The following is a 21,071-nucleotide window of genomic DNA, read 5'->3' as shown; positions in this document are numbered from 1 at the left end:
GGGCCTTCGTCGTTCAGCGGTCGAGGACGACGACGCCGCTCGAGGTCTTCCGCGCCGGCTGCTTCGGGTGCTTCGGGGCGCCGGGAGGATCGGGGAACTCGAGCAGGAGCCGTGCACCGGAGTCGGTGAGCTGCGGGCCGGTCCTGCCCGTCGTCCACACCAGGCCCAGCGTGCGGCGGGCGTGCGCCGGGATGCGGATCTCGGGACGATCGGGACCCAGCGACGCCCCGGGTCCGGAGACCGACCAGATGAACGTCTGCGCGACGGCCGAGCGGAGGCCGACGGTGATGGAACCCCGCGGGAGCGTGAGGGACCTGGGACGCCGGTTCCCGACGGTCACCCGCGCGGTGATGAAGACCGAGTCCTGCGTCGGCGGGCGCAGCGCGTCCCCGCCGTTCGGGTTCGGCACCGTCTCGCTGCGGACGATCGAGCGCAGCCGCGTCGTCGTCCCCAGGAACGACAGCGGCTCGTGGCGCCCGGCGACGTGGGCGCCGGGCTGGTCCTCCGCGCAGAAGCCGCGCGTGACGTGGCGCCGCCGCTCCCGCGCCCGGCGCCGGACGCGCTCGCCGGGCGTCCCCTCGCACGGGTCCCCCGGGACCATCACCGTCGGCCGCGCCCGCGCGAGCGCCGGGGGTGGGGTCCGGACCGTCGTCGTGGGCGCGACGTCGGCGTCCGCGGCGGTGGTCGTCGGGAGCGGATCGTCGGGGCCGGGGGTCCCGGGGTCGGGGCCCCCGGTAGTGGTGCCGCCTCCGCACGCGGCCAGGAACGGGACGGCGATGCAGAGGACTCCGGTCACGACACGCTTCACGGCGTACAACCTAGGGGCCGGCGGGTCCGGGGGCGAGCGCCGGCGGCACCGGATCATGCGCGAGACTCCCGCCATGGCCGAGATCACCGTCACCGTGCAGGACGCCGTCGCCGTCATCACCCTGGACGCGCCGGAGCGCCGCAACGCGCTGACGCTGCCGATGGCGCGCGAGCTCGTCGCCGCCTGCGAGCAGGTCGACGCCGACGACGGCGTGGGGGCCGTCGTGCTCCGCGGGGAGGGGCGGTCCTTCTGCGCCGGCGGGGCACGCGACACGCTCCGCGCCGTGGGACAGCCGGACGCCCCGCCGGAGACCGTCGAGGAGCTCCGGGCGCTGTACGCGTCGTTCGTGCGCGTCGGGGCCCTGCGGGCACCCGTCGTCGCCGCCGTGGCCGGTGCCGCGGTCGGCGCCGGCCTGAACCTCGCGCTCGCGGCCGACCTGCGGATCGTCGCCCACGACGCCCGGATCTTCGCCGGCTTCCATCGCATCGGTCTGCATCCGGGCGGCGGGCACTTCACGCTGCTGGAGCGCGTGGCGGGCCGCGAGGCCGCGATCGCGCTCGGCGTCTTCGACGAGGAGCTCGACGGCGACCGCGCGGTGCAGCTCGGCCTCGCGTGGGCCGCCGTCCCGCGCGAGGAGGTCGACGAGCGCGCGATGCGGATCGCCCGGCAGGTCGCGGACGACCCGGTGCTCGCGCGCTCCGCGATCGGCACCGCGCGCCGCGAGCTCGGGCCGCCGCGCCTCGGCTGGCCGGCCGGGCTGGACCTCGAGACCCCGGCGCAGGTCGCGTCCCTGAAGCGCGCCGTGGTGTCGGGGAAGCTGCCGGACTGAGAAGCTGCCCGGGTGCTCCGCACGGTCCGCGCCCTCCGCTACGTCTCGCCGCTCCGCGAGGGCGGCTCCGTGCCCGCGCTGGTCGAGGCCGACGACGACGGGCTGTACGTCGTCAAGCTCTCCGGCGCGGCGCAGGGCACGAAGGTCCTCGTCGCGGAGCTCGTCGTCGGCGAGCTGATCCGGGCGCTGGCGCTCGAGGAGCCGGAGCTCGGGCTGCTGATGCCGGACCTCGTGATGGTCGACCTGCCGGTCGAGCTCTCGCACGCCGAGCCGGACCCCGAGATCCAGGAGCCGATCGCGAAGAGCGCCGGTCTGAACGTCGGGATGGACTTCCTGCCCCGGGCGCTCCCGTACAGCGCCGCATCGGGGCCGCAGCCGTCCGCCGACCTCGCGGCGGCGCTCGTCTGGCTCGACGCGTTCGCCGAGAACGTCGACCGCACGCCCCGTAACCCGAACCTCCTGACCTGGCACGGCCGCGTCTGGATCATCGACAACGGCGCGGCGCTCTACCGCCAGCACGCGGGCCTCGACCCCGCCCGCGCGACGGGGCGCTTCCCCGCGATCCGCGACCACGTCCTGCTGCCCCTCGCCGGGTCGGTCGCCGCGATGGACGAGCGCCTCGCGCCCCACGTCACCGAGGGCCTGCTGCGGGCCGTCGTCTCCGAGGTGCCGGAGCAGTGGCTGGGGGAGGGCGGCCCGGACCTCGTGGTCGCCGACCTGCTGGCGCGGATCACCGGTCCGCGGGGGTTCGTGGAAGAGGCCGAGCGTGCCCGGACCGCCTGAGCGGAACGACGAGGCAGGACCCGTCGCCCGCGACCGGGCGGACGCCCGGGGCGCCGACGCCGAGGCGCGCCCGGACGCCGCCCCGTCCGCCGCCGGGTCGGGGACGGACGAGGTCTTCCAGTACGCCGTCCTCCGCGTCGTGCCCTCGATGACGCGCGGGGAGGGCCTGAACGTCGGGGTGGTGCTCCACGCCCGCCGGCACCGGTTCCTCGGGCTGCGCGTCGTGGTCGATCCCGAGCGCCTGCGGGCGCTCGACCCGACGCTCGACCTCGACGCCCTGCAGGAGCACCTCCACGGGCTCCTCCGCGTCGCCGAGGGCGACCCGGCCGCCGGGGCCATCGCCGCGATGCCGCGGTCGGACCGCTTCGGGTGGCTGGCGGCGCCGTCCAACACGATCGTGCAGCCGTCGCCCGTGCACACGGGCCTCTGCGCCGACGCCGCCGCCACGCTCGACCGGCTCGTCACGCAGCTCGTCGTCGTGCCCTGACCCGCGCTCGCGGGACGGCGGCGCCCTGCCCCGTCGGCCCTGGATACCCTGGCCCGATGATCTCGCCCCGACGGCTGCTGCCCCTCCCGCTCCTGGTGCTCGCGCTCGCGGGCATCGGCTGCGGCGACGAGAAGACCGAGAAGGACGTGGCGGGCACCGCCACCGAGCAGACGACCGCCGAGGGCGCCACGACCGCCGAGGGCGCGAGTTCCACGGAGGCGACGACCGCCACGGAGGCCACGACCGCGGCCACCGAGGGCGGCGGGAGCAGCGCCGCGGCCGTGAAGAAGCTCGTCGCGGGCGTCGGCTCGAACCTGAAGACCGCGCCGAAGATCACGTCGCCGTCGGCGACGGCCCCGTCGTCGCTCGTCAAGGACGACGTCGTCGTCGGCAAGGGCACCGCGGCGAAGGTCGGCGACAAGGTCACCGTCCGCTACACGCTGGTCAACTGGGGCGGCGACAGCTCGCCGGTCGACTCCTCGTGGACCCGCAGCCCGAACTCCTCCGAGTTCCCGCTCGAGGAGGGCGGCCTGATCGAGGGCTGGATCAAGGGCGTCCCGGGCATGAAGCCGGGCGGCCGTCGCGTCCTCGTCGTCCCCGCCGCGCAGGGCTACGGCGACCAGGGCACCCCGGACGGCTCGGTGCCGCCCGGCGGGACGCTGATCTTCGTCATCGACCTCGTCAAGGCGTCGTGAGCCGCGCCGGGCGGCGTCCCGAGGTCCGGCGGTCGTCCGGCCGCGGGTCGGCGCTCGGCGCCGCGGCCGCGGTCGCCACGGCGACCGGGACCGCGCTCGTGCTCGCCGGCGGCGCCGCGCCCGCCGGCGCGGCGAGCGCCTCGTGCACGACGCCCGCCCCGCGGGCGAGCGGCGCGGGCTCGGCGGCCGCGGCGGTCAAGCGCATCGGCCGGGCGGCCGGCACCCGGACGTCGAAGGCCCCGCGGATGACGTCCCCGTCGAGCCGCCCGCCCACGCGGCGGATCACCGACGACATCGTCCGCTGCGCGTCCGGCGCCCGCGCGGGCTCCGGCGACACCGTGCAGCTCCGGTACTCGATGGTCGTCTGGGGCGGCTCGAAGAAGCTCGTCGACAGCAGCTGGAGGCAGACGCCGAACAGCACGACGTTCCCGCTGACGAAGAGCGCCCTGATCAAGGGCTTCTACGCGGGGGTGCGCGGCATGCGGGTCGGAGGCCGCCGCGTGATCGTCGTCCCGCCGTCGCAGGGGTACGGCGGGGCGGGCACGAGCGGCGTGCCGAAGAACGCGACGCTGATCTTCGTCGTCGACCTCGTGAAGGTCTCCTAGCCCGGGCCGTCCGGCTCGCCCCGCCGGCAGCGGGGCGAGCCGTCGATCAGCCGCGCTCCTTCGCCACCCGCGCGGCGAGCTCCGCCGGCCGGGTGCTGACGAGGCGCTGACGGATCTTCTCCTCGACCGGCCCGCGGACGAGCATCGCGAGCATCCGGCCCGGGTCGACCTCGATCTCGTAGGTCGCCTTCGTCCGGCCGCCGCCCAGGTCCTCGAGGGTCCAGGACCCGTCGAGCTTCTTGACGTCGCCCTTCTCGACCTTCCAGGTCAGCTTCGTCGGCGCCTGCCGGGAGAAGCGCGTGATCACGCTGAGCTCCTTGACCTTGACGTCGGCGGTGATCTTCACGAGCACCGGCTCACCCTCGGCGTTGCGCTCCAGGGGCTCGGAGCCCACGATGCCGTCCTGCCACTCGACGATCGTGTCGATCGCGGTCAGGGTCGCCCAGACCTCGTCGATCGGAGCGTCGATCTCGCCGGTCGACGTGCCACCAAGTCCAGCCACGTGCTGCCCTTTCGTCGGGATCCACCGCACGCCCCCGGTCGGGACGCGCGGCTCCTCGGCCGCACCGTACCCCCTCGGGCGCCCGGCCACCCGTTCGGGTGGACGGGTGCCACGGCGGACCGGGCCGGGGCGGCGCCGGGACCTGCCCGCCGTACCACGGGATCCCGGCCCGCGAAACGGCAACCGGAGCCCCGCCGGGTAGCCTTCACACCGCGATGACGGACCCCGACGCGCCCTCCGCCCCCGACCGCGTGAAGGATCGTCGCCCGTCGGCGCGCAGCGAGATCGCGCGCCGGGAGATCGACGTCGCCGGCGTCGAGGCCGCCACGCGCGACCTCCTGGAGGCGCTCGGACAGGCTCCGGACGCACCCGGAACGACGGACACGCCGCGGCGCGTCGCCAAGGCGTGGGCGGAGATGCTCTCCCCGGAGCCGTTCGAGGCCACCACCTTCGAGAACGACGGCGGCTACGACGAACTCGTCGTCGTCAAGGACATCCCGTTCTGGTCGCTGTGCGAGCACCACCTGCTGCCCTTCCACGGCGTCGCGCACGTCGCGTACCTCCCGGGCGACCGGATCGTCGGACTGTCGAAGCTCGCCCGCGTCGTCGACACCTTCGCCCGCGACCTCCAGGTGCAGGAGCGCCTGACCGCGCAGGTCGCCGACTGGATCACGGACACCCTGCAGCCCAAGGGCGTCGGCGTGGTGCTCGAGGCGGAGCACCTCTGCATGGTCGTCCGCGGCGTCAAGAAGTCCGGCAGCCGGACGGTCACCTCGGCGCTCCGCGGTCTGCTGCGCGACGACGCCCGGACCCGCGCGGAGTTCCTCGGCCTCGTGCGCTGAGGCCCGTCCGTCCGTCCCGGCCACCTCGCCGCGCGCTCCGGCGCCCGGCTCGCTACTCTTTCCGGACTCGCCCTCTTAGCTCAGTGGTAGAGCACTTCCATGGTAAGGAAGGGGTCTGGGGTTCGAATCCCCAAGAGGGCTCCTGCAGAAGGCTCCGCTCCGGCGGGGCCTTCGTCGTTCCCGGGGTCCCGCGGTCGCCGCGGGACGCCCCCCCGGGCCCGCGTCAGGCCGTCGCCGCGGATGCGCCGCCCGGTGCCACCGCGGCCTCCGGCCCCGTGCCGTGCACCGCACGCCCGCCGCCCGCCCGCTTCGCGACGCGGCAGGCCTCCTCCGCGTGCCACAGCCAGCGCTCGCCCGTCATCCCCGGGACGAGCTCGGCGACCCCGATCGAGGCGCGCAGGAAGCCGGGCGGCAGGCCGGGGGCGTCGCAGCCGCGCAGGGCCTCGGCGATGCGGTCGGCGACGATCGCCGCACCCGCGGCCGGGGTGTGGGGGAGGAGCACGACGAACTCGTCCTCGCCGGGGTGGGCACAGTGGTCGCAGTCGCGGACCGACGCGCGGATCGCGTTGGCGACCGTCCGCAGGAAGGCGTCGCCGCGCTCGCGACCGAGCGTGGCGTCGACGCCCGCGAAGCCGTCCAGGTCGATCGAGAGCAGCGACGCGCCCACGCCGTAGCGCCGGGACTCCTGGGCACGCAGCCCGAGCTCGACGTCCAGGCGCGAGCGGTTCCAGAGGCCCGTCAGGCCGTCCTCCTCGGTGCCGCTGCGCAGCTCCTCCTCCAGCCGGCGGTGCCGCGTGACGTCGACCGCCTGGGCGACGAGCCAGCGCGGCGCGCCCGAGGTCTCCCGCACGAGCGCGACCGAGAGCTGGATCCGCAGGACGTGGCCCTCGGCGTGCAGGTAGCGCTTCTCGAGCACGTACCCGTCGCGCAGGCCGTCGAGGGTCTCCCGGAGGAGGGCCTCGTCGGTGTCGAGGTCGTCCGGGTGCGTGATCGAGCGGAAGTCGCGTCGGAGCAGCGCCGTCTCGTCGTGGCCGAGCAGGCGGCAGAACGCCTCGTTGACCTTCAGGAAGCGGCCGTCGGGAGCCACGATCGCCTTGCCGATCGGGGCGCGGGCGAACGACAGCTCGAACATCTCGTCGGCGTCGGCGATCACCGCGGCGTCGCGGCGCCGGGCCGTGACGTCCCGGAGCACGACGACCGCACCGGTGCCGCTGCGGGGGTCGCGGACGGGGGAGACCGTCGCCTCGAAGACCGCGGCGTGGTCCAGGGTCTCGAACTCGCAGGCGGACGCGTCCCCGTGGAGCGCGGCGGTGCACGCCGGCTCGATCACGTCCCACGGGAGGACGGGCAGGGCCTTCCGGCCGTGGCGGCCGAGGAGCACCTCGCGCGGCTGGCCGCGGCGGGTCAGGGCGGTGCCCGCGACGGCCCGCAGGCGCATCCCGGCGTCGAGGACCAGCACCGAGGTGTCGGGGATCGCGTCGAGGACGTTCCGGGCCAGGACGTCCGCGGCGAGGTCGTGGCGCCCGGCCACGCGGCGCTCGGGCGCATGAGGCTCCGCGGGGCGGGGGCCGGTGGCTGCGGGCGGAGCCCCGTGGTCCGGGACGAGCGGTGCGACCGCCCGGCCACCGGTCACCGGGGCCTGGACGGGGACGTCCGGGGCCGGCGGCTCGACGAGCCACGACCGCGACGGGTCGAGCTGGACGACCAGGTGGTCCCGCTCGGCGCGGACGGAGACCACCGAGCTGCCCAGCCTGCCGCGGAGCTGCCCCGCGACCGAGAGCGGCTCCCTGAGCGCGACCGTCAGGTGCACGGATTCGCCGGCGACCGCGTCGACGACGACCGACTCGACCTGGCGGATGGTCAGGAGCGTCGCCGTCAGGACGTCGAGCTGGCGCAGGTCCGCGACGGGCCGCACGCGCAGCCGCACGTTCCCGGTGCTCAGCGGCATCAGCGCGTCGGGGACGCCCGACGCCTGGCCGGCGGCGACCCCGGTCGGCCCCCGTCCGGCGTGTCCGCGCGTGTGCTTGCTCATCGAGCCCTGCCCCTTCGGCCGGCGCCGCTGCGGGTCACCGGGGCCCGGGGTCGGTGCACGACGATCGGTCGTCCGGGCGATCGTGGCCCCTCGACGCCCCGTGCGGAAGCGAGATCGTCCGGATGTCCAGCGGGCGACGCGGGACGCGGGTCGCGTACGGCTCCCGGGACGGACGGGTGGTGCCGCCACCCGTCGCGCTGCGTGCGCGGCGTCCCAGGAGATAGGTTCCGCATGCGGAGGGCGGAGATCCCCGCACCACGAACGCACCCCGAGCCACAGGGCGGAACCGCGCATGATGAAGGTCATCTACACCTACACGGACGAGGCGCCCGCGCTCGCGACGCACTCGTTCCTGCCGATCATCGAGGCGTACGCCGGCAAGGCGGGCGTCGAGGTCGAGACCCGCGACATCTCGCTCGCCGGGCGCATCCTCGCCCAGTTCCCCGACCTCCTGACCGACGAGCAGCGCGTCCCCGACGCCCTCGCCGAGCTCGGCGAGCTCGCGAAGACGGCGGACGCCAACATCATCAAGCTGCCGAACATCTCGGCGTCCGTGCCGCAGCTGAAGGCCGCGATCAAGGAGCTGCAGTCGCAGGGCTTCGCGATCCCGGACTACCCCGAGAACCCGCAGTCCGACGCCGAGAAGACCGCGCGCGCCGCCTACGACACCGTCAAGGGCTCCGCCGTCAACCCGGTGCTCCGCGAGGGCAACTCCGACCGCCGCGCGCCCGCGTCGGTCAAGCGCTTCGCCCAGAAGCACCCGCACTCGATGGGCGCCTGGTCGACGGAGTCGCAGTCGCACGTCTCGACGATGGACGACGGCGACTTCCGCCACTCGGAGACGTCGACGACGCTGACCCAGGACGACGACCTCCGCATCGAGCACGTCGCCGCCGACGGCACCGTCACGGTCCTGAAGCCGTCGACGAAGGTGCTGGAGGGCGAGGTCGTCGACGCCGCCGTCATGCGCCGCTCGGCGCTCGACGCCTTCCTCCAGGCGCAGGTCGCCGACGCCAAGGCCAAGGGCGTCCTCTTCTCGCTGCACATGAAGGCGACGATGATGAAGGTCTCCGACCCGATCATCTTCGGCCACGGCGTCCGGGCGTTCTTCGCCGACGTCTTCGCGGAGCACGGGGACGACCTCGCCTCCGTGGGGGCCGACCCGAACGACGGGCTCGCGTCCGTCATCACGGCCCTCGACAAGCTGTCCGCGGACAAGAAGCAGGCCGTCCAGGACGCGATCACCGCCGCGTACGCGTCCGGTCCGTCGCTGGCGATGGTCGACTCGGGCAAGGGCATCACGAACCTGCACGTGCCGTCCGACGTCATCATCGACGCGTCGATGCCGGCGGCGATCCGCACGTCCGGTCAGATGTGGAACACCGACGACGCGCTGCAGGACACGAAGTTCGTGATCCCCGACAGCTCCTACGCACCGCTCTACGCCGAGACCGTCGACTTCTGCCGGAAGAACGGCGCCTTCGACCCGGCCACGATGGGCACGACGCCGAACGTCGGCCTGATGGCCCAGAAGGCCGAGGAGTACGGCTCCCACGACAAGACGTTCGAGGTCGCCGCGGCCGGCACCGTCCGCATCGTCGACTCCTCCGGCACGACCCTGCTCGAGCAGACCGTCGAGGCCGGCGACATCTTCCGCGCCTGTCAGACGAAGGACGCGCCCGTCAAGGACTGGGTCCGTCTCGCCGTCGAGCGCGCCCGCGCGACCGGCGCCCCGGCCGTGTTCTGGCTCGACGAGGCCCGCGCGCACGACGCCGAGCTCCTGAAGAAGGTCCACGCCGAGCTGCAGGGCCACGACACCGACGGCCTGACGATCGAGATCAAGAACGTCGCCGACGCCACCCGCTACACGCTGGAGCGCGCGAAGAAGGGCGAGGACACGATCTCCGTCACGGGCAACGTCCTGCGCGACTACCTGACGGACCTCTTCCCGATCCTCGAGCTCGGTACGAGCGCGAAGATGCTCTCGATCGTCCCGCTGATGCAGGGCGGCGGCCTCTTCGAGACCGGCGCCGGCGGCTCCGCCCCGAAGCACGTCCAGCAGTTCGAGCGCGAGGCCCACCTGCGTTGGGACTCCCTCGGCGAGTTCCTCGCCCTGGCCGTCTCGCTCGAGTTCCTGAGCGATAAGACCGACAACGCGCGCGCCGGAGTCCTCGGCCGGACGCTCGACGAGGCCGTCGGGAAGTTCCTCGACGAGGGGCGCTCCCCGTCGCGCAAGGTCGGCGAGCTCGACAACCGCGGCAGCCACTTCTACCTCGCGCAGTACTGGGCGCAGGCGCTCGCGAACCAGAAGGACGACCTCGAGCTGGCCGACCTCTTCGGCCCGCTGGCCAAGCGCCTGGAGGACGGCGAGGAGGCCATCGTGGCGGAGCTCGCCGCGGCCCAGGGCCCGGCCGTCGACCTCGGCGGCTACTTCCACGTCGACCGCGCGAAGGCCGACGCGGCGATGCGCCCGTCGAAGACGTTCAACGACGCCCTGGCCGCCGTCGACGCCGCCTGACGGATCGGGGGCCCGGTCGGTCTAGCGGCCGGCCGGGACCTTCGCGCGGACCGACGGGACGACGACGCCCGCGAGGCCGCGGACCAGGCCGGCGGTGACGTTCACCCAGTCGAAGTAGTCGCGCCACACGGTGATCCGGCCGTCCCGGACCTCGAAGCGGCCGACGACCCAGAACTGGATCCGCAGGCGACCGATCTCGATCGCGTCCGTCCGCTCGGTGAGCACGACGTGGCCGTCGGCGGCGATCCGGTGGTTGACGGCCTCGAAGCCCGTCGCGAAGCGCAGGAAGCCCTTCAGCACCGAGCGCACGTTCTCGCGGCCGTGCACGGTCGGGGTCGACACGTTCGTGTACGCGACGTCGTCGGCGAGGTAGCCGAGCGCCCGCTCGATGTCGAGCAGCTCGAGCGAGGCGAGGAACGCGCGGACGACGGACGCCTCGGGCGACTCGGACGCGGCGGCGCCGCTGGGCAGGGGAGCGGGATCCGGGGTGCTCATGCCCGGGACGGTAGAGGCTCGGTCGGCTCGTCGCGACCGCCGGCCGACGGCCGGTGTCGGGCGCGACGAGCCGGCCGCGGTGCGGGCGACGTGCGCGTCGGAACCCCACCCGGGACGGCCGGACCGGGTACTTGGGCACGCAACTACGTCGCGCTACGATCGCGGCGCGCGGTGGATGCCGCGCGCCCACGACCCGAGGACCCGATGACCGACGCCCCCGCCAGCGCCCCCGCGCGCCCGCTCCCCGGACTGCCGCCCGGACGCCCGGCGCTCGGGCCCGTCCACCTGGCCGTGACGGACCGCGAGCGTGCGCTCGCGTGGTGGACCCGCGTCCTCGGCCTCGAGCTCCTGGACCACGACGCGTACGAGCTGCGCCTGGGCGCCGGCGGCCGCGAGCTCGTCGTGCTGCACCCCGGCGCGGGCGGGATCGTCGCCCGTCGCCGGACGGGGCTCTACCACCTCGCGATCCACGTGCGGACCGACGAGGACTTCGCCCGCGTGCTGGCCCGCATCTTCACGGCCCGCTGGCCCAACAGCCCGACGGACCACACGTTCACGAAGACGACGTACCTCGACGACCCCGACGGCAACGGCATCGAGATCGCCCTGGAGACCCCCGAGCGCGTCGGGCGCCTCGTCTACACCGACGACGACTACGGCGTGGTCGACGCCCAGGGCGTGCGCCGGTCCGGCCGCGACCCGCTCGACCTCGAGGAGGTCTTCGCCCACCTGCCGGAGGAGCGCCGCCTCGACGAGCCGATGCCCGCAGGCACGACGATCGGGCACGTCCATCTGCACGTGAACGACCTCGACGCCTCGATGGCGTTCTACGCCGAAGGGCTCGGGCTCGACCGGCACATGTTCGCGCGCGGGATCGGGATGGCCGACGTGACGGTCGACGGCTGGACGCCGCACCTGATCGCGTTCAACGTCTGGAACGGTCCCGACGCGCCGCGACCCCCGGCCGACACCGCCGGCCTGCGGTTCGTGACCTTCGCGTTCGCATCCGCCGCCGAGCGCGCCACCGGCGTCGCCCGCCTGGAGCGGCAGGGCCACGCCGTCCGTCGCGACGCCGCCACCGGCGAGGTCCGCGTGCTCGACCCCTCGGGCAACGAGCTGCTCCTCGTCGTCCGGGACGAGGTCGCCTCGTGAGCGCCGCCGAGCACCGCGTCCAGGCGCCCGGCGGCAGCCAGGGCCCGATCGTCCCGCGCACGCCGGCGGCGCGCCCGATCGACCCGGGCGTCCGCATCGGGCACGTCCACCTGCGCACCGCCGACATCGACCGGGTGAAGGCGTTCTACGTCGACATCCTCGGCTTCGACGTCGTCACCGAGGCGCGGGACGTGCCGGGGTGGGGCACGACCGGCGACATCCTCTTCCTGTCGGCCGGCGGCTACCACCACCACCTGGGCTTCAACACCTGGAAGTCGGCGGGCGGCCCCGCACAGCCCGACGGCGTCACCGGCCTCCACCACGTCGCGCTCGTGCACCCGACCCGGGCAGGGCTCGCCGACGCGGTCTCCCGTCTGCAGGGCGCCGGCTGGCCGCTGCGCCAGTGGACCGACCACGGCACACACGAGGCCGTCTACGTGACGGACCCGGACGGCAACGACGTCGAACTGATGTGGGACCGCCCGTTCGGCGCCTGGCCGCTCGACGCCGCGGGGCACCTCGACGGGGGCTTCGGGCCGGACATCGACCTCGACGACCTGCTCGCGGAGCTCGACGCGGACTGACCCCGGCGCGGCAGGACGTCTCCGGCCCGACCGGGGGGAACGTCCGAGACCTGGATCACAGACGCGGGTCCGGCTCCATACGCTGGGCCCGTGGCCACCGTCGCGTTCCGTCCGTTCACCGTCGACGTCCCGGAGGCCGACCTCCAGGACCTCCGCGACCGCCTCGCCCGCACCCGCTGGCCGGAGGCCGCGCCCGCGGCGGGCTGGGACCAGGGCGTCCCGCTCGCCTACGTCCAGGAGGTCTGCGAGCACTGGCGGACGTCGTACGACTGGCGCGTCGTCGAGGGGCGCCTGAACGCGCTGGACCAGCAGATCGCCACGGTCGACGGGCTCGACGTCCACGTGCTCCACGTGCGGTCCCCGGAGCCGACCGCGCGCCCGCTCCTGCTCACGCACGGCTGGCCCGGGTCGGTCCTCGAGTTCCTGGACGTCCTGGGGCCGCTGACCGACCCCGTCGCGCACGGCGGGGACGCCGCCGACGCGTTCCACGTCGTCGCCCCGTCGCTGCCCGGCTACGGCTTCAGCGCGCGCCCCGACGAGACCGGCTGGGGCCTCGAGCGGATCGCCTCCGCGTGGGTGGAGCTCATGCACGCCCTCGGCTACGAGCGCTTCTTCGCCGGCGGCGGAGACTGGGGCTCGCTGCTCACCCACACGCTCGGCATCCACCACGCCGAGCACCTCGACGGCGTGCACCTGACGCTCGGGGTCTGCAGTCCCGAGGCCCTGATGGCGCTCGGCGACCCGACCGAGGACGAGCAGCGCCAGATCGGCAAGCTCCAGGCGTACGTCGCGGACGAGAACGGCTACGCGCAGCAGCAGGCCACGCGGCCTCAGACCCTCGGCTACGGCCTGACGGACTCGCCCGCCGGCCAGGCGGCGTGGATCCTCGAGAAGTTCGGCGCCTGGACCGACTCGGGCCACGACCCCGAGTCGGTGATCGCGCGGGACGCGCTGCTCGACAACGTCTCCCTCTACTGGCTCACGGCGACGGCCACGTCGTCGGCCCGCCTGTACTGGCAGAGCTTCGGCGGCGTGCTCGCGTCGTTCGAGTCCCTCGCGTGCCCGGTCGGCTACTCCGTCTTCCCCGAGGACCTCTTCGAGTTCTCGGAGCGCTGGGCCCGGACGCGGTACCCGGACCTCCGGTACTACGCCCGGCCGGCCCGCGGCGGGCACTTCGCCTCGCTCGAGCAGCCGGAGCTCTTCGTGGACGAGGTCCGGGCCGCGCTGCGGCCGATGCGCTGAGGATGCGGGGCGGGCCCCACCCCGGGCGTCTCGGGAACGGGAGCCGGTCGGACGTCGGAGGGGCCCCGGGCACCCGCAGGGCCCACGGGCCTCCCGGCCGGCGTCAGCTCGTGGCGCCGGCGGTCTGGTGGGCGATCTTGGTCATCTCGTCGGTGTCGACGAGCTTGACGCGGGGCCGGCCCTGGGGTTCGCCAAGGGCCCGTTCGTGGGCGTCGATGCGCTGCCAGCCCGGGTAGTCGACGTGGTCGGGGACCCGCTCGGCGATCAGGTCCGCGATGTCGCTCTGGTCGGTGGGGGTGGGGAGCTTGCCGGCCTGGTGGTCGGCGGCGAGTTCGGCGATCGTGTCGTTGGCGCACTTCTTGTTGGTGCCGATGATGCCGGAGGGGCCGCGCTTGATCCAGCCGGCGGTGTAGAGGCCGGGGATCGGGTCGCCGGTCTGCAGGTCGATGACGCGGCCGTCGAGGTTGTTGATCGTGGCGCGCTGCTCGTCGAACGGCACCCCGGGGAGGGGCCGGCCGCGGTAGCCGATGGAGCGCAGCACGAGGCCGGTCTGGATCGTCTCGGTCTCGGTGGTGGGGCGGGCGGAGAGCCAGCCGTCGTCGTCGGCGACGAGTTCGTTCTTGACCAGCTCGATGCCCTCCACGCGGTCGGTGCCGATGAGCTTCACGGGGGAGGCGAGGAAGCGGAGGATGATTTTGCGCTTCTTGCCCGTGGGGGTGCGCGTGGAGTACTCGGTGGCGATGTCGACGTTCTTCTGCTCGCGGGCGTCGGCGCCGTCGCGGTTCAGCCAGTTCTTGGATCCCTCGTCGAGGTCGACGTCCTCCGGGGACACGATGATGTCGGCGTCCTCGAGCTCGCCGAGCTCGCGGAGCTCGGGATTGGTGAACGCTGCTTGCGCGAGTCCGCGGCGGCCGACCACCAGGATCTCCTCGATCTCGGAGTTCGAGAGGGCGTCGATGGCGTGGTCGGCGGTGTCGGTGACGGCGAGTTCGGTGGGGGTGAGGGCGAGCATGCGGGCGACGTCGACGGCGACGTTGCCGTTGCCGATCACGACCGCGCGCTTCGAACTGAGGTCGAAGGTGAGGTCCTTGGCGTCGGGGTGGCCGTTGTACCAGGCGACGAAGTCGGTGGCCGCGACGGATCCGGGGAGGTCTTCGCCGGGGATCCCGAGACGTCGGTCGTGCGACGCGCCGGTGGTGTAGATCACGGCGTCGTAGCGCGACGCGACCTCGTCGTGCTGGACGTCCTTGCCGACCTCGACACCACCGAAGTACCGGAAGCCGTCCTTGGCCGCGACCTTGTCGTAGACCTTGATGACGGACTTGATCTTCGGGTGGTCCGGCGCGACCCCGAACCGCACCAGGCCGTAGGGGGTCGGGAGGCGGTCGAAGAGGTCGACCCGGACCTCGCCCTCGATCGCCTTGCCCGACAGCAGCTGCGCGGCGGCGTAGAACCCCGCCGGACCGGCACCGATCACAGCGAACTTGAGTGGACGGGTGTGCTCTTCGGTCACGGGTGCTCCTCAGCAGTCCGACGGGTGCGGCTCGTGGCCCGCGCACGGGTGCGCGGCGCGTCCCCGGGCGGCGCAGAGGAGGCCCGGGACCCGTCGTTCGGTCGACCTCACCATCGTACGCGAGCGCACCCCACCCGAAAGGCCCGTCCTGAACTCCCGAACGGGAGAGTTCCACAGCCCGTCGCCGGCGTCGGCGTCGGCGCGGGCCGGCGACGGAGGCTCGCCAGGCGCACTGCGTACACCCTCGCGGCACGGATCCGAGGCGCCCGGGGCCGCGCCGACCGCCTTCCACCGGTGTCGAGACGCCGTCGCCGACGATGCGACAACGGGCCTTGCGTTGTCCACCTACCCGCGCGTAGGCTCGCCCGGGTCGTCGTCCGGAGGATCCGTTGTCCGATCGTGCAGTCACCCGTCGTGGGCTCCTGGGAGCGGGAGCCGGAGTCGCCGCGGGAGCGGCCGTCCTGGGGGCCTCCGCGGACGCGGACGCCGCGAAGCGGAGGGCGCCGAGGAAGAAGAAGCGCAAGGCCGCGGCGAAGTCGGTCGACGTGGTCGTCGTCGGCGCCGGGATCTCCGGGCTGACCACCGCCCGCCGCCTGACCGCGGCCGGTCGGTCGGTCGTCGTCCTGGAAGCCCGGAACCGCGTCGGTGGGCGCACCCTGAACCACGACGTCGCGCCCGGGCGGGCCGTCGAGGCGGGCGGCGAGTACGTCGGCCCGACCCAGAACCACATCACCGCGCTCTGCAAGGAGCTCGGGATCGGCATCTACGAGGCGTACACGAAGGGCGACAACTCGTACATCGCCGACGGCCGCGTCCAGCGCTACACCGGCGACATCCCGCCGGAGCCCACCCAGCTCCTCGGGCTCAACGAGGTCCTGTCGTCGCTGGACCAGATCGCGGCGTCGCTGTCCGTGCAGAACCCGGGGGCGGGACCCGCGGCCGCGGTGTGGGAGAGCGACACGATCGCCTCGTGGCTGCGCGGCAAGGGCGGGGTCGTCAACACCACGCGCGTGCAGCAGCTGATCGAGTGCCTGATCGAACCGAGCTTCGGGGCCGGGCAGCAGGAGGTCTCGCTGCTCCTGATGGCGCGGTTCGTCGCCGGCGCCGGCGACGAGAACCACGTCGGCACGGCGGAGCGGATGCTCGGCAGCAAGGGCGGCGCGCAGGACTCCCGGATCCTCGGCGGCAGCCAGGTCGTCTCGTTCGGGCTGGCGGAGGGGCTGAAGGTCGTCCTGAACGCCCCGGTCCGGCGCATCGAGCAGCGCGGCTCGACCGCGACCGTCGTCTCCGACGGCGGCACCTGGAAGGCGAAGAACGTCGTGATCGCGATCCCGCCGCCGCTGGCCGCGGCGATCGACTTCGATCCGGTGCTCCCGTCCGAGCACCGCCAGCTCCTGCAGCGTTCCGCGATGGGCGCGCTCATGAAGATCGAGGCCGTCTACGACAAGCCGTTCTGGCGCCAGGACGGGCTCAGCGGGATGGCCGTCGCGGTCGACGACGGCGGTCCCTGTCGCGCGCTCTTCGACAACACCCCGCCGGAGGGCAGCCCCGGCGTGCTGTTCGGGTTCTGCGGCGGCGTCGGCTGGCGGCAGTGGAGCGGGCGTCCGGTGGCGCAGCGCCGGGCGGCGGCGCTCCAGCAGTTCGCCCGCTACGTCGGACCGCAGGCGCTGAAGGCGAAGGACTACTTCGAGCAGGACTGGGCCCGCGAGCCCTGGTCGGCCGGCGGCCCCGTCGCGATCCCGTCGCCCGGGACGCTCAGCGCGTTCGGCGGCCAGATGCGCAAGCCCCACGGCCTGGTCCACTGGGGTGGGACGGAGACCTCCGACTACTGGGCCGGGTTCATGGACGGCGCCGTGCGCGCCGGCGAGCGGGTCGCACGCGAGGTCGGGGCATGACGCAGGGACGTCCAGCGCTCCGCCTCGCCCTGCTCCCGGCGGCCCTGGTCGCGGCGCTGGCGTGCGCGCCCGTCGCCGCCGCCCACAGCGAGGCCGAGGAGGCCGCGGAGGAGGTCTACGCCGCGAAGCACCCGGCGAAGGCCGCGGTCACGCCGGCCGGCAGCGACGCGATCCGGCTGCGGGCGAAGATCGCGCCCCCGGCGTCCTACGCGGCGACCGCCGCGGTCCCCGGACCGCCGAAGAAGGTCCCCGCCGGCGCCCTGCGCGCCGGGGTCGGCCGCGCCGATCTCACCCCGCCCCGCACCGGGTACTTCCTCGGCGGCTGGACCCGCGCGGACCGCGTCGGCCACGGCGTCTCGACGCGCCTGACCACGAGCGCGATCGTGCTCGAGAAGGACGGCCGGCGCGTCGCCCTGGTCGCGATGGCCGACTTCGCCGTCCCGCAGGGCCTGCAGCAGGCCGTCGCCGCGAAGGTCCAGGACCTCGGCCTGAACGAGCGGACCGTGATCCTCTCGGCGACCCACACCCACTCGGGCACGGGCGGCTTCGCGAACACCCCGACCCTGAACACCGCCGCGCCGGGCGCGCAGCTGATCCTCTCGGACCCGACGAGCCTCGCGGGCCTCGTGGCGCCGTCGAAGGCGGATCCGCAGCTCTACACCTTCATCGTCGACCAGGTCGCCACCGCGATCCGGCGCGCCGCCGGGTCGATGGGCCCGGCCGCCGCCGCGTGGGGCCACACGACGCTCTCGGGCCTGACGAGGAACCGCAGCCTCGTCGCGCGCTTGGCCGACTTCGGCACGACCGACGCGTCCAAGGTCCCGTACGCGAAGACGATCAACCCGAGCGTCGACGTGCTCCGCGTCGACCGCCTCGTGGGGCCGACCTGCACGCCGGCCGTCCGCCGGGCCGCGAAGCGGGCGACGACGCTGAAGCGCCGTGCGACCGCCGCCACCCGGACCCTGACCCGGGCCCGTCGCACCGCCCGGTCGGCGTCGTCCGCGAAGGCGGCCGCGGCCCGCCGCGCCGTCCGCACCGCGCAGCGCCGGTCGCGTGCCGCCGCCCGCGCCGCGACCCGGGCCCGCACCGCCGCCCGCCGCGCTGCTCGCCGCTCGTGCGCGAAGGACGGCCGCCTGCCGATCGGCGGCTGGTCGAACTTCGCCAACCACGGCACCGTCGTGAAGTCCGAGTTCGGGCTCTACAGCGCCGACCACGGCGGCGTCGCCGCACAGCAGTTCGAGGCGCTCGTCCGCCGCGACGCCGACGTCCCGGCCGGCCAGCCGGTGATCGCGGTCTACGGCAACGCCGACGAGGGCGACATGTCCGCCGGGCTCGACCACAGCGGGCCGGCCGGCGCCGACCTCGTCGGCCGCACGGAGGGCGACGCGTTCTACCGGGCGTGGCAGGACGCCGGCCCGAAGCTCAGCGCCACTCCGGCCTTCGACGTCCAGTGGACCCGCTTCTGCTTCTGCGGGAGGACCGCCAGCGACGGCGGCAAGGTCGCCGTCAAGCCGCAGATCGGCGCGCCGTTCCTGACGGGCTCCGAGGAGGGCCGCGGCCCGCTGTTCGACATCACGGGCGTCCCGCTCGAGGGCACGAAGGTCCCCGCGGTCGACGACGTCCAGGGCGACAAGCTGATCGTCCCGATCGGCGAGTGGTCGGAGGCCTCCCCGATGGTGCTCGCGCGCATCGGCGACGGCGCGATCGTGACGATGCCCGGCGAGGCCACGATCGGCGTCGGCGAGCGCACCCGCGCCAACGTCCTCGCGCAGATGAAGGGCGTGGGCGTGAACCGCGTGACGATCGCCGGCCTCGCGAACGACTACCTGAACTACATCACCACCCCCGAGGAGTACGACACGCAGCAGTACGAAGGCGCGTCGACGGTCTTCGGGCGGCACTCCGGCACGTTCCTCGCCGACCGCGCCGGCGACCTGGGCGCCGCCTCGGCGGGCCGGGCGGTGACGCTCGAGAAGCGCGACTACGACGCGAGCAACGGCGTCAGGGCGAACGGGCCCGCGTACCCGCAGGGCTCCGCGGCGGGGCGGCTCACCGCGCAGCCCGGCGACGTCCGCCGGCTCGGCCTGGTCGACGTGGCGTGGCAGGGCGCGCCGTCGGGCGGGGACAAGCCGCTCGACAGCGCGTTCGTGACGATCGAGCGCCAGGACGGCGCCCGGTGGGTCGCCGCCGACAACGACCTCGGCACCGCGATCGCCTGGAGGACCGACGCCGACGGGAAGTACGTGGCGACGTGGAACCCGCCGGAGACGACGCCGCTCGGGACCTACCGCGTGGTGATCACCGCGCCGCGCTACACGCTCACGAGCAAGGCGTTCCGGGTGCTCGCCAGCGACGCGCTGGAGGTCCGGCGGCGCAGCGCCCCGGCCGGCCGCGTCGCCGTGCAGGTCGGCTTCCCGCTGCCGCGCGAGAACGTCGACCTGATCGCCCGTCCGACGATCCTGCTCGCGGGCACGGTCGACTTCCGGGTCGGCGACCGCACCGTCTCCGCGCCGATCGGGAAGGACGGCGTCGCGACCGTCGAAGCTCCCGCCGGCACCACGGTGACGGTGCCCGTCGGCGCCGCGCGCGACCCCGACGGGAACGTCAACGGCAAGGCCGCCACGGCGAGCGGGGGCGGGTCGTGAAGGTCCGCCCCGGACGCGCCACGGCGGCCGTCGTCCTCGCGCTCGGCGCCCTCGCCCCGGCGGCGTCCGCCGCGCCCGGCGACACCTCCGTCTTCGCCCGCATCGGTGCGCCTGGGTACCCGGCGCACGCCTACGTCCACCCCGACGGACGCGTCTACGAGGGCACGTACGTCAACCACGCCGCGGCCGGCGTGCCGTCGAAGGTGCTCGAGTTCCCCGCGACGGGTGGCACGGGACCGGAGCAGCGCGGCACGACCCGCAGCTGGACGGTGCCGAACCAGGACGTCTCCGCCGGCGAGCAGGGCGTCCAGGTCGCCACGAGCGACGCGCAGGGACGCCTCCTCCTGCTCGACAAGACGCCTGCGCGCGCGCTCCTGCTCGACCGCGACACGGGCACGTTCTCGACCTACGCGCGGTTCCCGGACCTGAAGCCCTGCAGCACCGTCGCCTACCACGTGGACTGCGAGCCGGGAGGGGGCGACGAGCAGCCGATGCCGAACTACGCGCTCTGGCTCCCGGACGGCTCGCTGCTCGTCACCGACTACCAGCAGGACGTGATCTGGCGAGTGCCTCCGGGCGGTGGCACCCCGGCGGTCTGGCTCGGGCTCGACCGCTTCGCCGCGGAGGAGTTCGGGCTCGCGGGCCTCGGGCTCTCCGCCGACCGCCGGACGGTCCTGACGACCCTCGCCTCGAACCTCGGGGCGGGGCAGACCGACATGCTCCAGGGCAAGCTGCTGGAGATCCCGCTGCTCGCCGGCGGGCTGCCCGGGACCCTCCGGACGCTCTGGACCTCGGGGCCGATCGACCTGCCCGACGGGTTCGCGATCTCGAAGGCCGGGAACGTCTACGTGGCCCTCGTCGGGGCGTCGGCGCAGATCGTGAAGCTCGGTCCCGGCGGGCAGGAGCTCGCGCGCTTCGGTACGCCGCTCGTCGGCCTCAACGGCTCCCCGATCCCGTTCGACGGGCCGTCGAGCGTCCGCTTCCAGGGCACGCGGCTGCTCGTCGCGAACCAGAGCGCGCTGTTCGGCGTCACCGCCAACCAGGCGATCCTCGCGGTCGACGCGGGGGAGTCCGGACTGCCGGAGCTGATCCCGTCGCGGGCGGGATCACCGCCGCCGGCCGTCGGCTCGGGGAGCACCGCCACGCGGCCCGCGCTGCGGGTGACCGCCGCACCCCGCCGCGTGGTCCTCGGCCGGCGGACGACGGTGCGCCTGCGCGTGACGGGCGTGCAGGCCGGCGTCCGCCGGGGCGTCGCGAAGGCCCGGGTCCGCCTGGCGGGCCGGTCGCTCCGCACCGACGCCCGTGGCCGCGCGAGCGTCGTCCTCCGCCGCACGACGACGGTGAAGGTCCGGGTCGTCGCCACGGCGTCGGGCTTCCGGGCCGGCACCGCCACGATCGTGGTGCGCCGCCGCTGACCGGGGCCGATCACGGTCACCAGGGTCGG

The 21,071-nt window shown here is 74.4% G+C and carries 18 protein-coding genes and 1 tRNA gene; 14 read left to right on the top strand and 5 right to left on the bottom strand.

Features of this window, described 5'->3' with window-relative positions; translation table 11 throughout:
* Positions 1-13: 13 nt before the first annotated feature.
* Entirely contained in the window at positions 14-808 is a 795-nt protein-coding gene (locus PATMI_RS0125910) for a hypothetical protein (RefSeq protein WP_026913017.1), read from the bottom strand.
* 73 nt (positions 809-881) lie between these two features.
* Between PATMI_RS0125910 and PATMI_RS0125905 the strand changes: the two genes are divergently transcribed.
* From PATMI_RS0125905 to PATMI_RS35535, 5 genes are read left to right on the top strand one after another with little or no spacing between them, the layout of a single operon-like run.
* Positions 882-1,637 carry an enoyl-CoA hydratase/isomerase family protein gene (locus PATMI_RS0125905; protein ID WP_026913016.1) on the top strand — a complete coding sequence of 252 codons (756 nt, stop codon included), beginning with the start codon at positions 882-884 and terminating at the stop codon, positions 1,635-1,637.
* 12 nt (positions 1,638-1,649) lie between these two features.
* Entirely contained in the window at positions 1,650-2,420 is a 771-nt protein-coding gene (locus PATMI_RS0125900) for a HipA family kinase (RefSeq protein ID WP_026913015.1), read from the top strand.
* Positions 2,404-2,907, top strand: coding sequence for a DUF3037 domain-containing protein (locus tag PATMI_RS33420; protein ID WP_245604299.1), 504 nt, complete (start codon positions 2,404-2,406; stop codon positions 2,905-2,907). Before PATMI_RS0125900 ends, PATMI_RS33420 begins: the two co-directional genes overlap by 17 nt.
* Positions 2,908-2,963: 56 nt before the next feature.
* Positions 2,964-3,602, top strand: coding sequence for an FKBP-type peptidyl-prolyl cis-trans isomerase (locus PATMI_RS37070; protein ID WP_051472292.1), 639 nt, complete (start codon positions 2,964-2,966; stop codon positions 3,600-3,602).
* Positions 3,599-4,207, top strand: a complete 609-nt coding sequence (locus PATMI_RS35535) for an FKBP-type peptidyl-prolyl cis-trans isomerase (protein ID WP_051472291.1) — start codon at positions 3,599-3,601, stop codon at positions 4,205-4,207. The genes PATMI_RS37070 and PATMI_RS35535 overlap by 4 nt, the downstream gene beginning before the upstream one ends.
* 46 nt (positions 4,208-4,253) lie before the next feature.
* On the opposite strand, the gene PATMI_RS0125880 is transcribed toward PATMI_RS35535, so the two are convergent.
* Positions 4,254-4,709: a type II toxin-antitoxin system RatA family toxin gene (locus PATMI_RS0125880; protein WP_051472459.1), complete on the bottom strand. Its 456-nt coding sequence runs from the start codon at positions 4,707-4,709 to the stop codon at positions 4,254-4,256.
* Positions 4,710-4,924: 215 nt separating this feature from the next.
* Between PATMI_RS0125880 and folE the strand changes: the two genes are divergently transcribed.
* Both folE and PATMI_RS0125870 read left to right on the top strand, forming a co-directional pair.
* Entirely contained in the window at positions 4,925-5,551 is a 627-nt protein-coding gene (folE, locus tag PATMI_RS33410; protein WP_084270258.1) for a GTP cyclohydrolase I FolE, read from the top strand.
* 69 nt (positions 5,552-5,620) lie between these two features.
* Positions 5,621-5,692 (top strand) — tRNA-Thr (locus PATMI_RS0125870).
* Positions 5,693-5,774: 82 nt separating this feature from the next.
* Here PATMI_RS0125870 and PATMI_RS35530 read toward each other — a convergent pair.
* Positions 5,775-7,583, bottom strand: coding sequence for a sensor domain-containing diguanylate cyclase (locus PATMI_RS35530; RefSeq protein WP_051472290.1), 1,809 nt, complete (start codon positions 7,581-7,583; stop codon positions 5,775-5,777).
* 295 nt (positions 7,584-7,878) lie between these two features.
* Between PATMI_RS35530 and PATMI_RS0125860 the strand changes: the two genes are divergently transcribed.
* Positions 7,879-10,101, top strand: a complete 2,223-nt coding sequence (locus tag PATMI_RS0125860) for an NADP-dependent isocitrate dehydrogenase (RefSeq protein WP_026913012.1) — start codon at positions 7,879-7,881, stop codon at positions 10,099-10,101.
* 21 nt (positions 10,102-10,122) lie between these two features.
* On the opposite strand, the gene PATMI_RS0125855 is transcribed toward PATMI_RS0125860, so the two are convergent.
* A complete protein-coding gene (locus PATMI_RS0125855) occupies positions 10,123-10,596 on the bottom strand; it encodes a limonene-1,2-epoxide hydrolase family protein (RefSeq protein WP_026913011.1) in 474 nt (157 codons plus the stop codon).
* A gap of 204 nt (positions 10,597-10,800) precedes the next feature.
* Between PATMI_RS0125855 and PATMI_RS33400 the strand changes: the two genes are divergently transcribed.
* The 3 genes from PATMI_RS33400 to PATMI_RS0125840 all read left to right on the top strand — a co-directional run bounded on the left by PATMI_RS33400 (position 10,801) and on the right by PATMI_RS0125840 (position 13,574).
* Positions 10,801-11,748 (top strand): VOC family protein, encoded by a 948-nt coding sequence (locus tag PATMI_RS33400; RefSeq protein ID WP_157260976.1) that lies wholly within the window; start codon positions 10,801-10,803, stop codon positions 11,746-11,748.
* Entirely contained in the window at positions 11,745-12,332 is a 588-nt protein-coding gene (locus PATMI_RS0125845) for a VOC family protein (protein ID WP_211241796.1), read from the top strand. The genes PATMI_RS33400 and PATMI_RS0125845 overlap by 4 nt, the downstream gene beginning before the upstream one ends.
* Positions 12,333-12,422: 90 nt before the next feature.
* Complete coding sequence (locus PATMI_RS0125840) at positions 12,423-13,574, top strand: epoxide hydrolase family protein (RefSeq protein ID WP_026913009.1); 1,152 nt, start codon at positions 12,423-12,425, stop codon at positions 13,572-13,574.
* A gap of 103 nt (positions 13,575-13,677) precedes the next feature.
* Here the strand turns inward: PATMI_RS0125840 and PATMI_RS0125835 are convergent, their stop codons facing one another.
* Positions 13,678-15,087: an FAD-dependent oxidoreductase gene (locus PATMI_RS0125835; RefSeq protein ID WP_026913008.1), complete on the bottom strand. Its 1,410-nt coding sequence runs from the start codon at positions 15,085-15,087 to the stop codon at positions 13,678-13,680.
* A 389-nt stretch (positions 15,088-15,476) separates the two neighbouring features.
* Here PATMI_RS0125835 and PATMI_RS0125830 point away from each other — a divergent pair, with 389 nt between their 5' ends.
* Genes PATMI_RS0125830 through PATMI_RS38625 form a run of 3 tightly spaced genes read left to right on the top strand, consistent with a single transcriptional unit; the run spans position 15,477 to position 21,042 of the window.
* Entirely contained in the window at positions 15,477-16,982 is a 1,506-nt protein-coding gene (locus PATMI_RS0125830) for a flavin monoamine oxidase family protein (protein ID WP_211241795.1), read from the top strand.
* The gene (locus PATMI_RS0125825; protein WP_026913006.1) at positions 16,979-19,627 is read left to right on the top strand and encodes a neutral/alkaline non-lysosomal ceramidase N-terminal domain-containing protein; all 2,649 of its coding nucleotides are present in this window, start codon (positions 16,979-16,981) and stop codon (positions 19,625-19,627) included. Before PATMI_RS0125830 ends, PATMI_RS0125825 begins: the two co-directional genes overlap by 4 nt.
* Positions 19,624-21,042, top strand: coding sequence for an SMP-30/gluconolactonase/LRE family protein (locus tag PATMI_RS38625; protein WP_026913005.1), 1,419 nt, complete (start codon positions 19,624-19,626; stop codon positions 21,040-21,042). Before PATMI_RS0125825 ends, PATMI_RS38625 begins: the two co-directional genes overlap by 4 nt.
* The last annotated feature ends 29 nt before the right edge of the window (positions 21,043-21,071 follow it).

The organism is Patulibacter minatonensis DSM 18081, assembly GCF_000519325.1.
GTDB lineage: Bacteria > Actinomycetota > Thermoleophilia > Solirubrobacterales > Solirubrobacteraceae > Patulibacter > Patulibacter minatonensis.
This window is presented reverse-complemented; position numbering and strand designations above follow the sequence as displayed.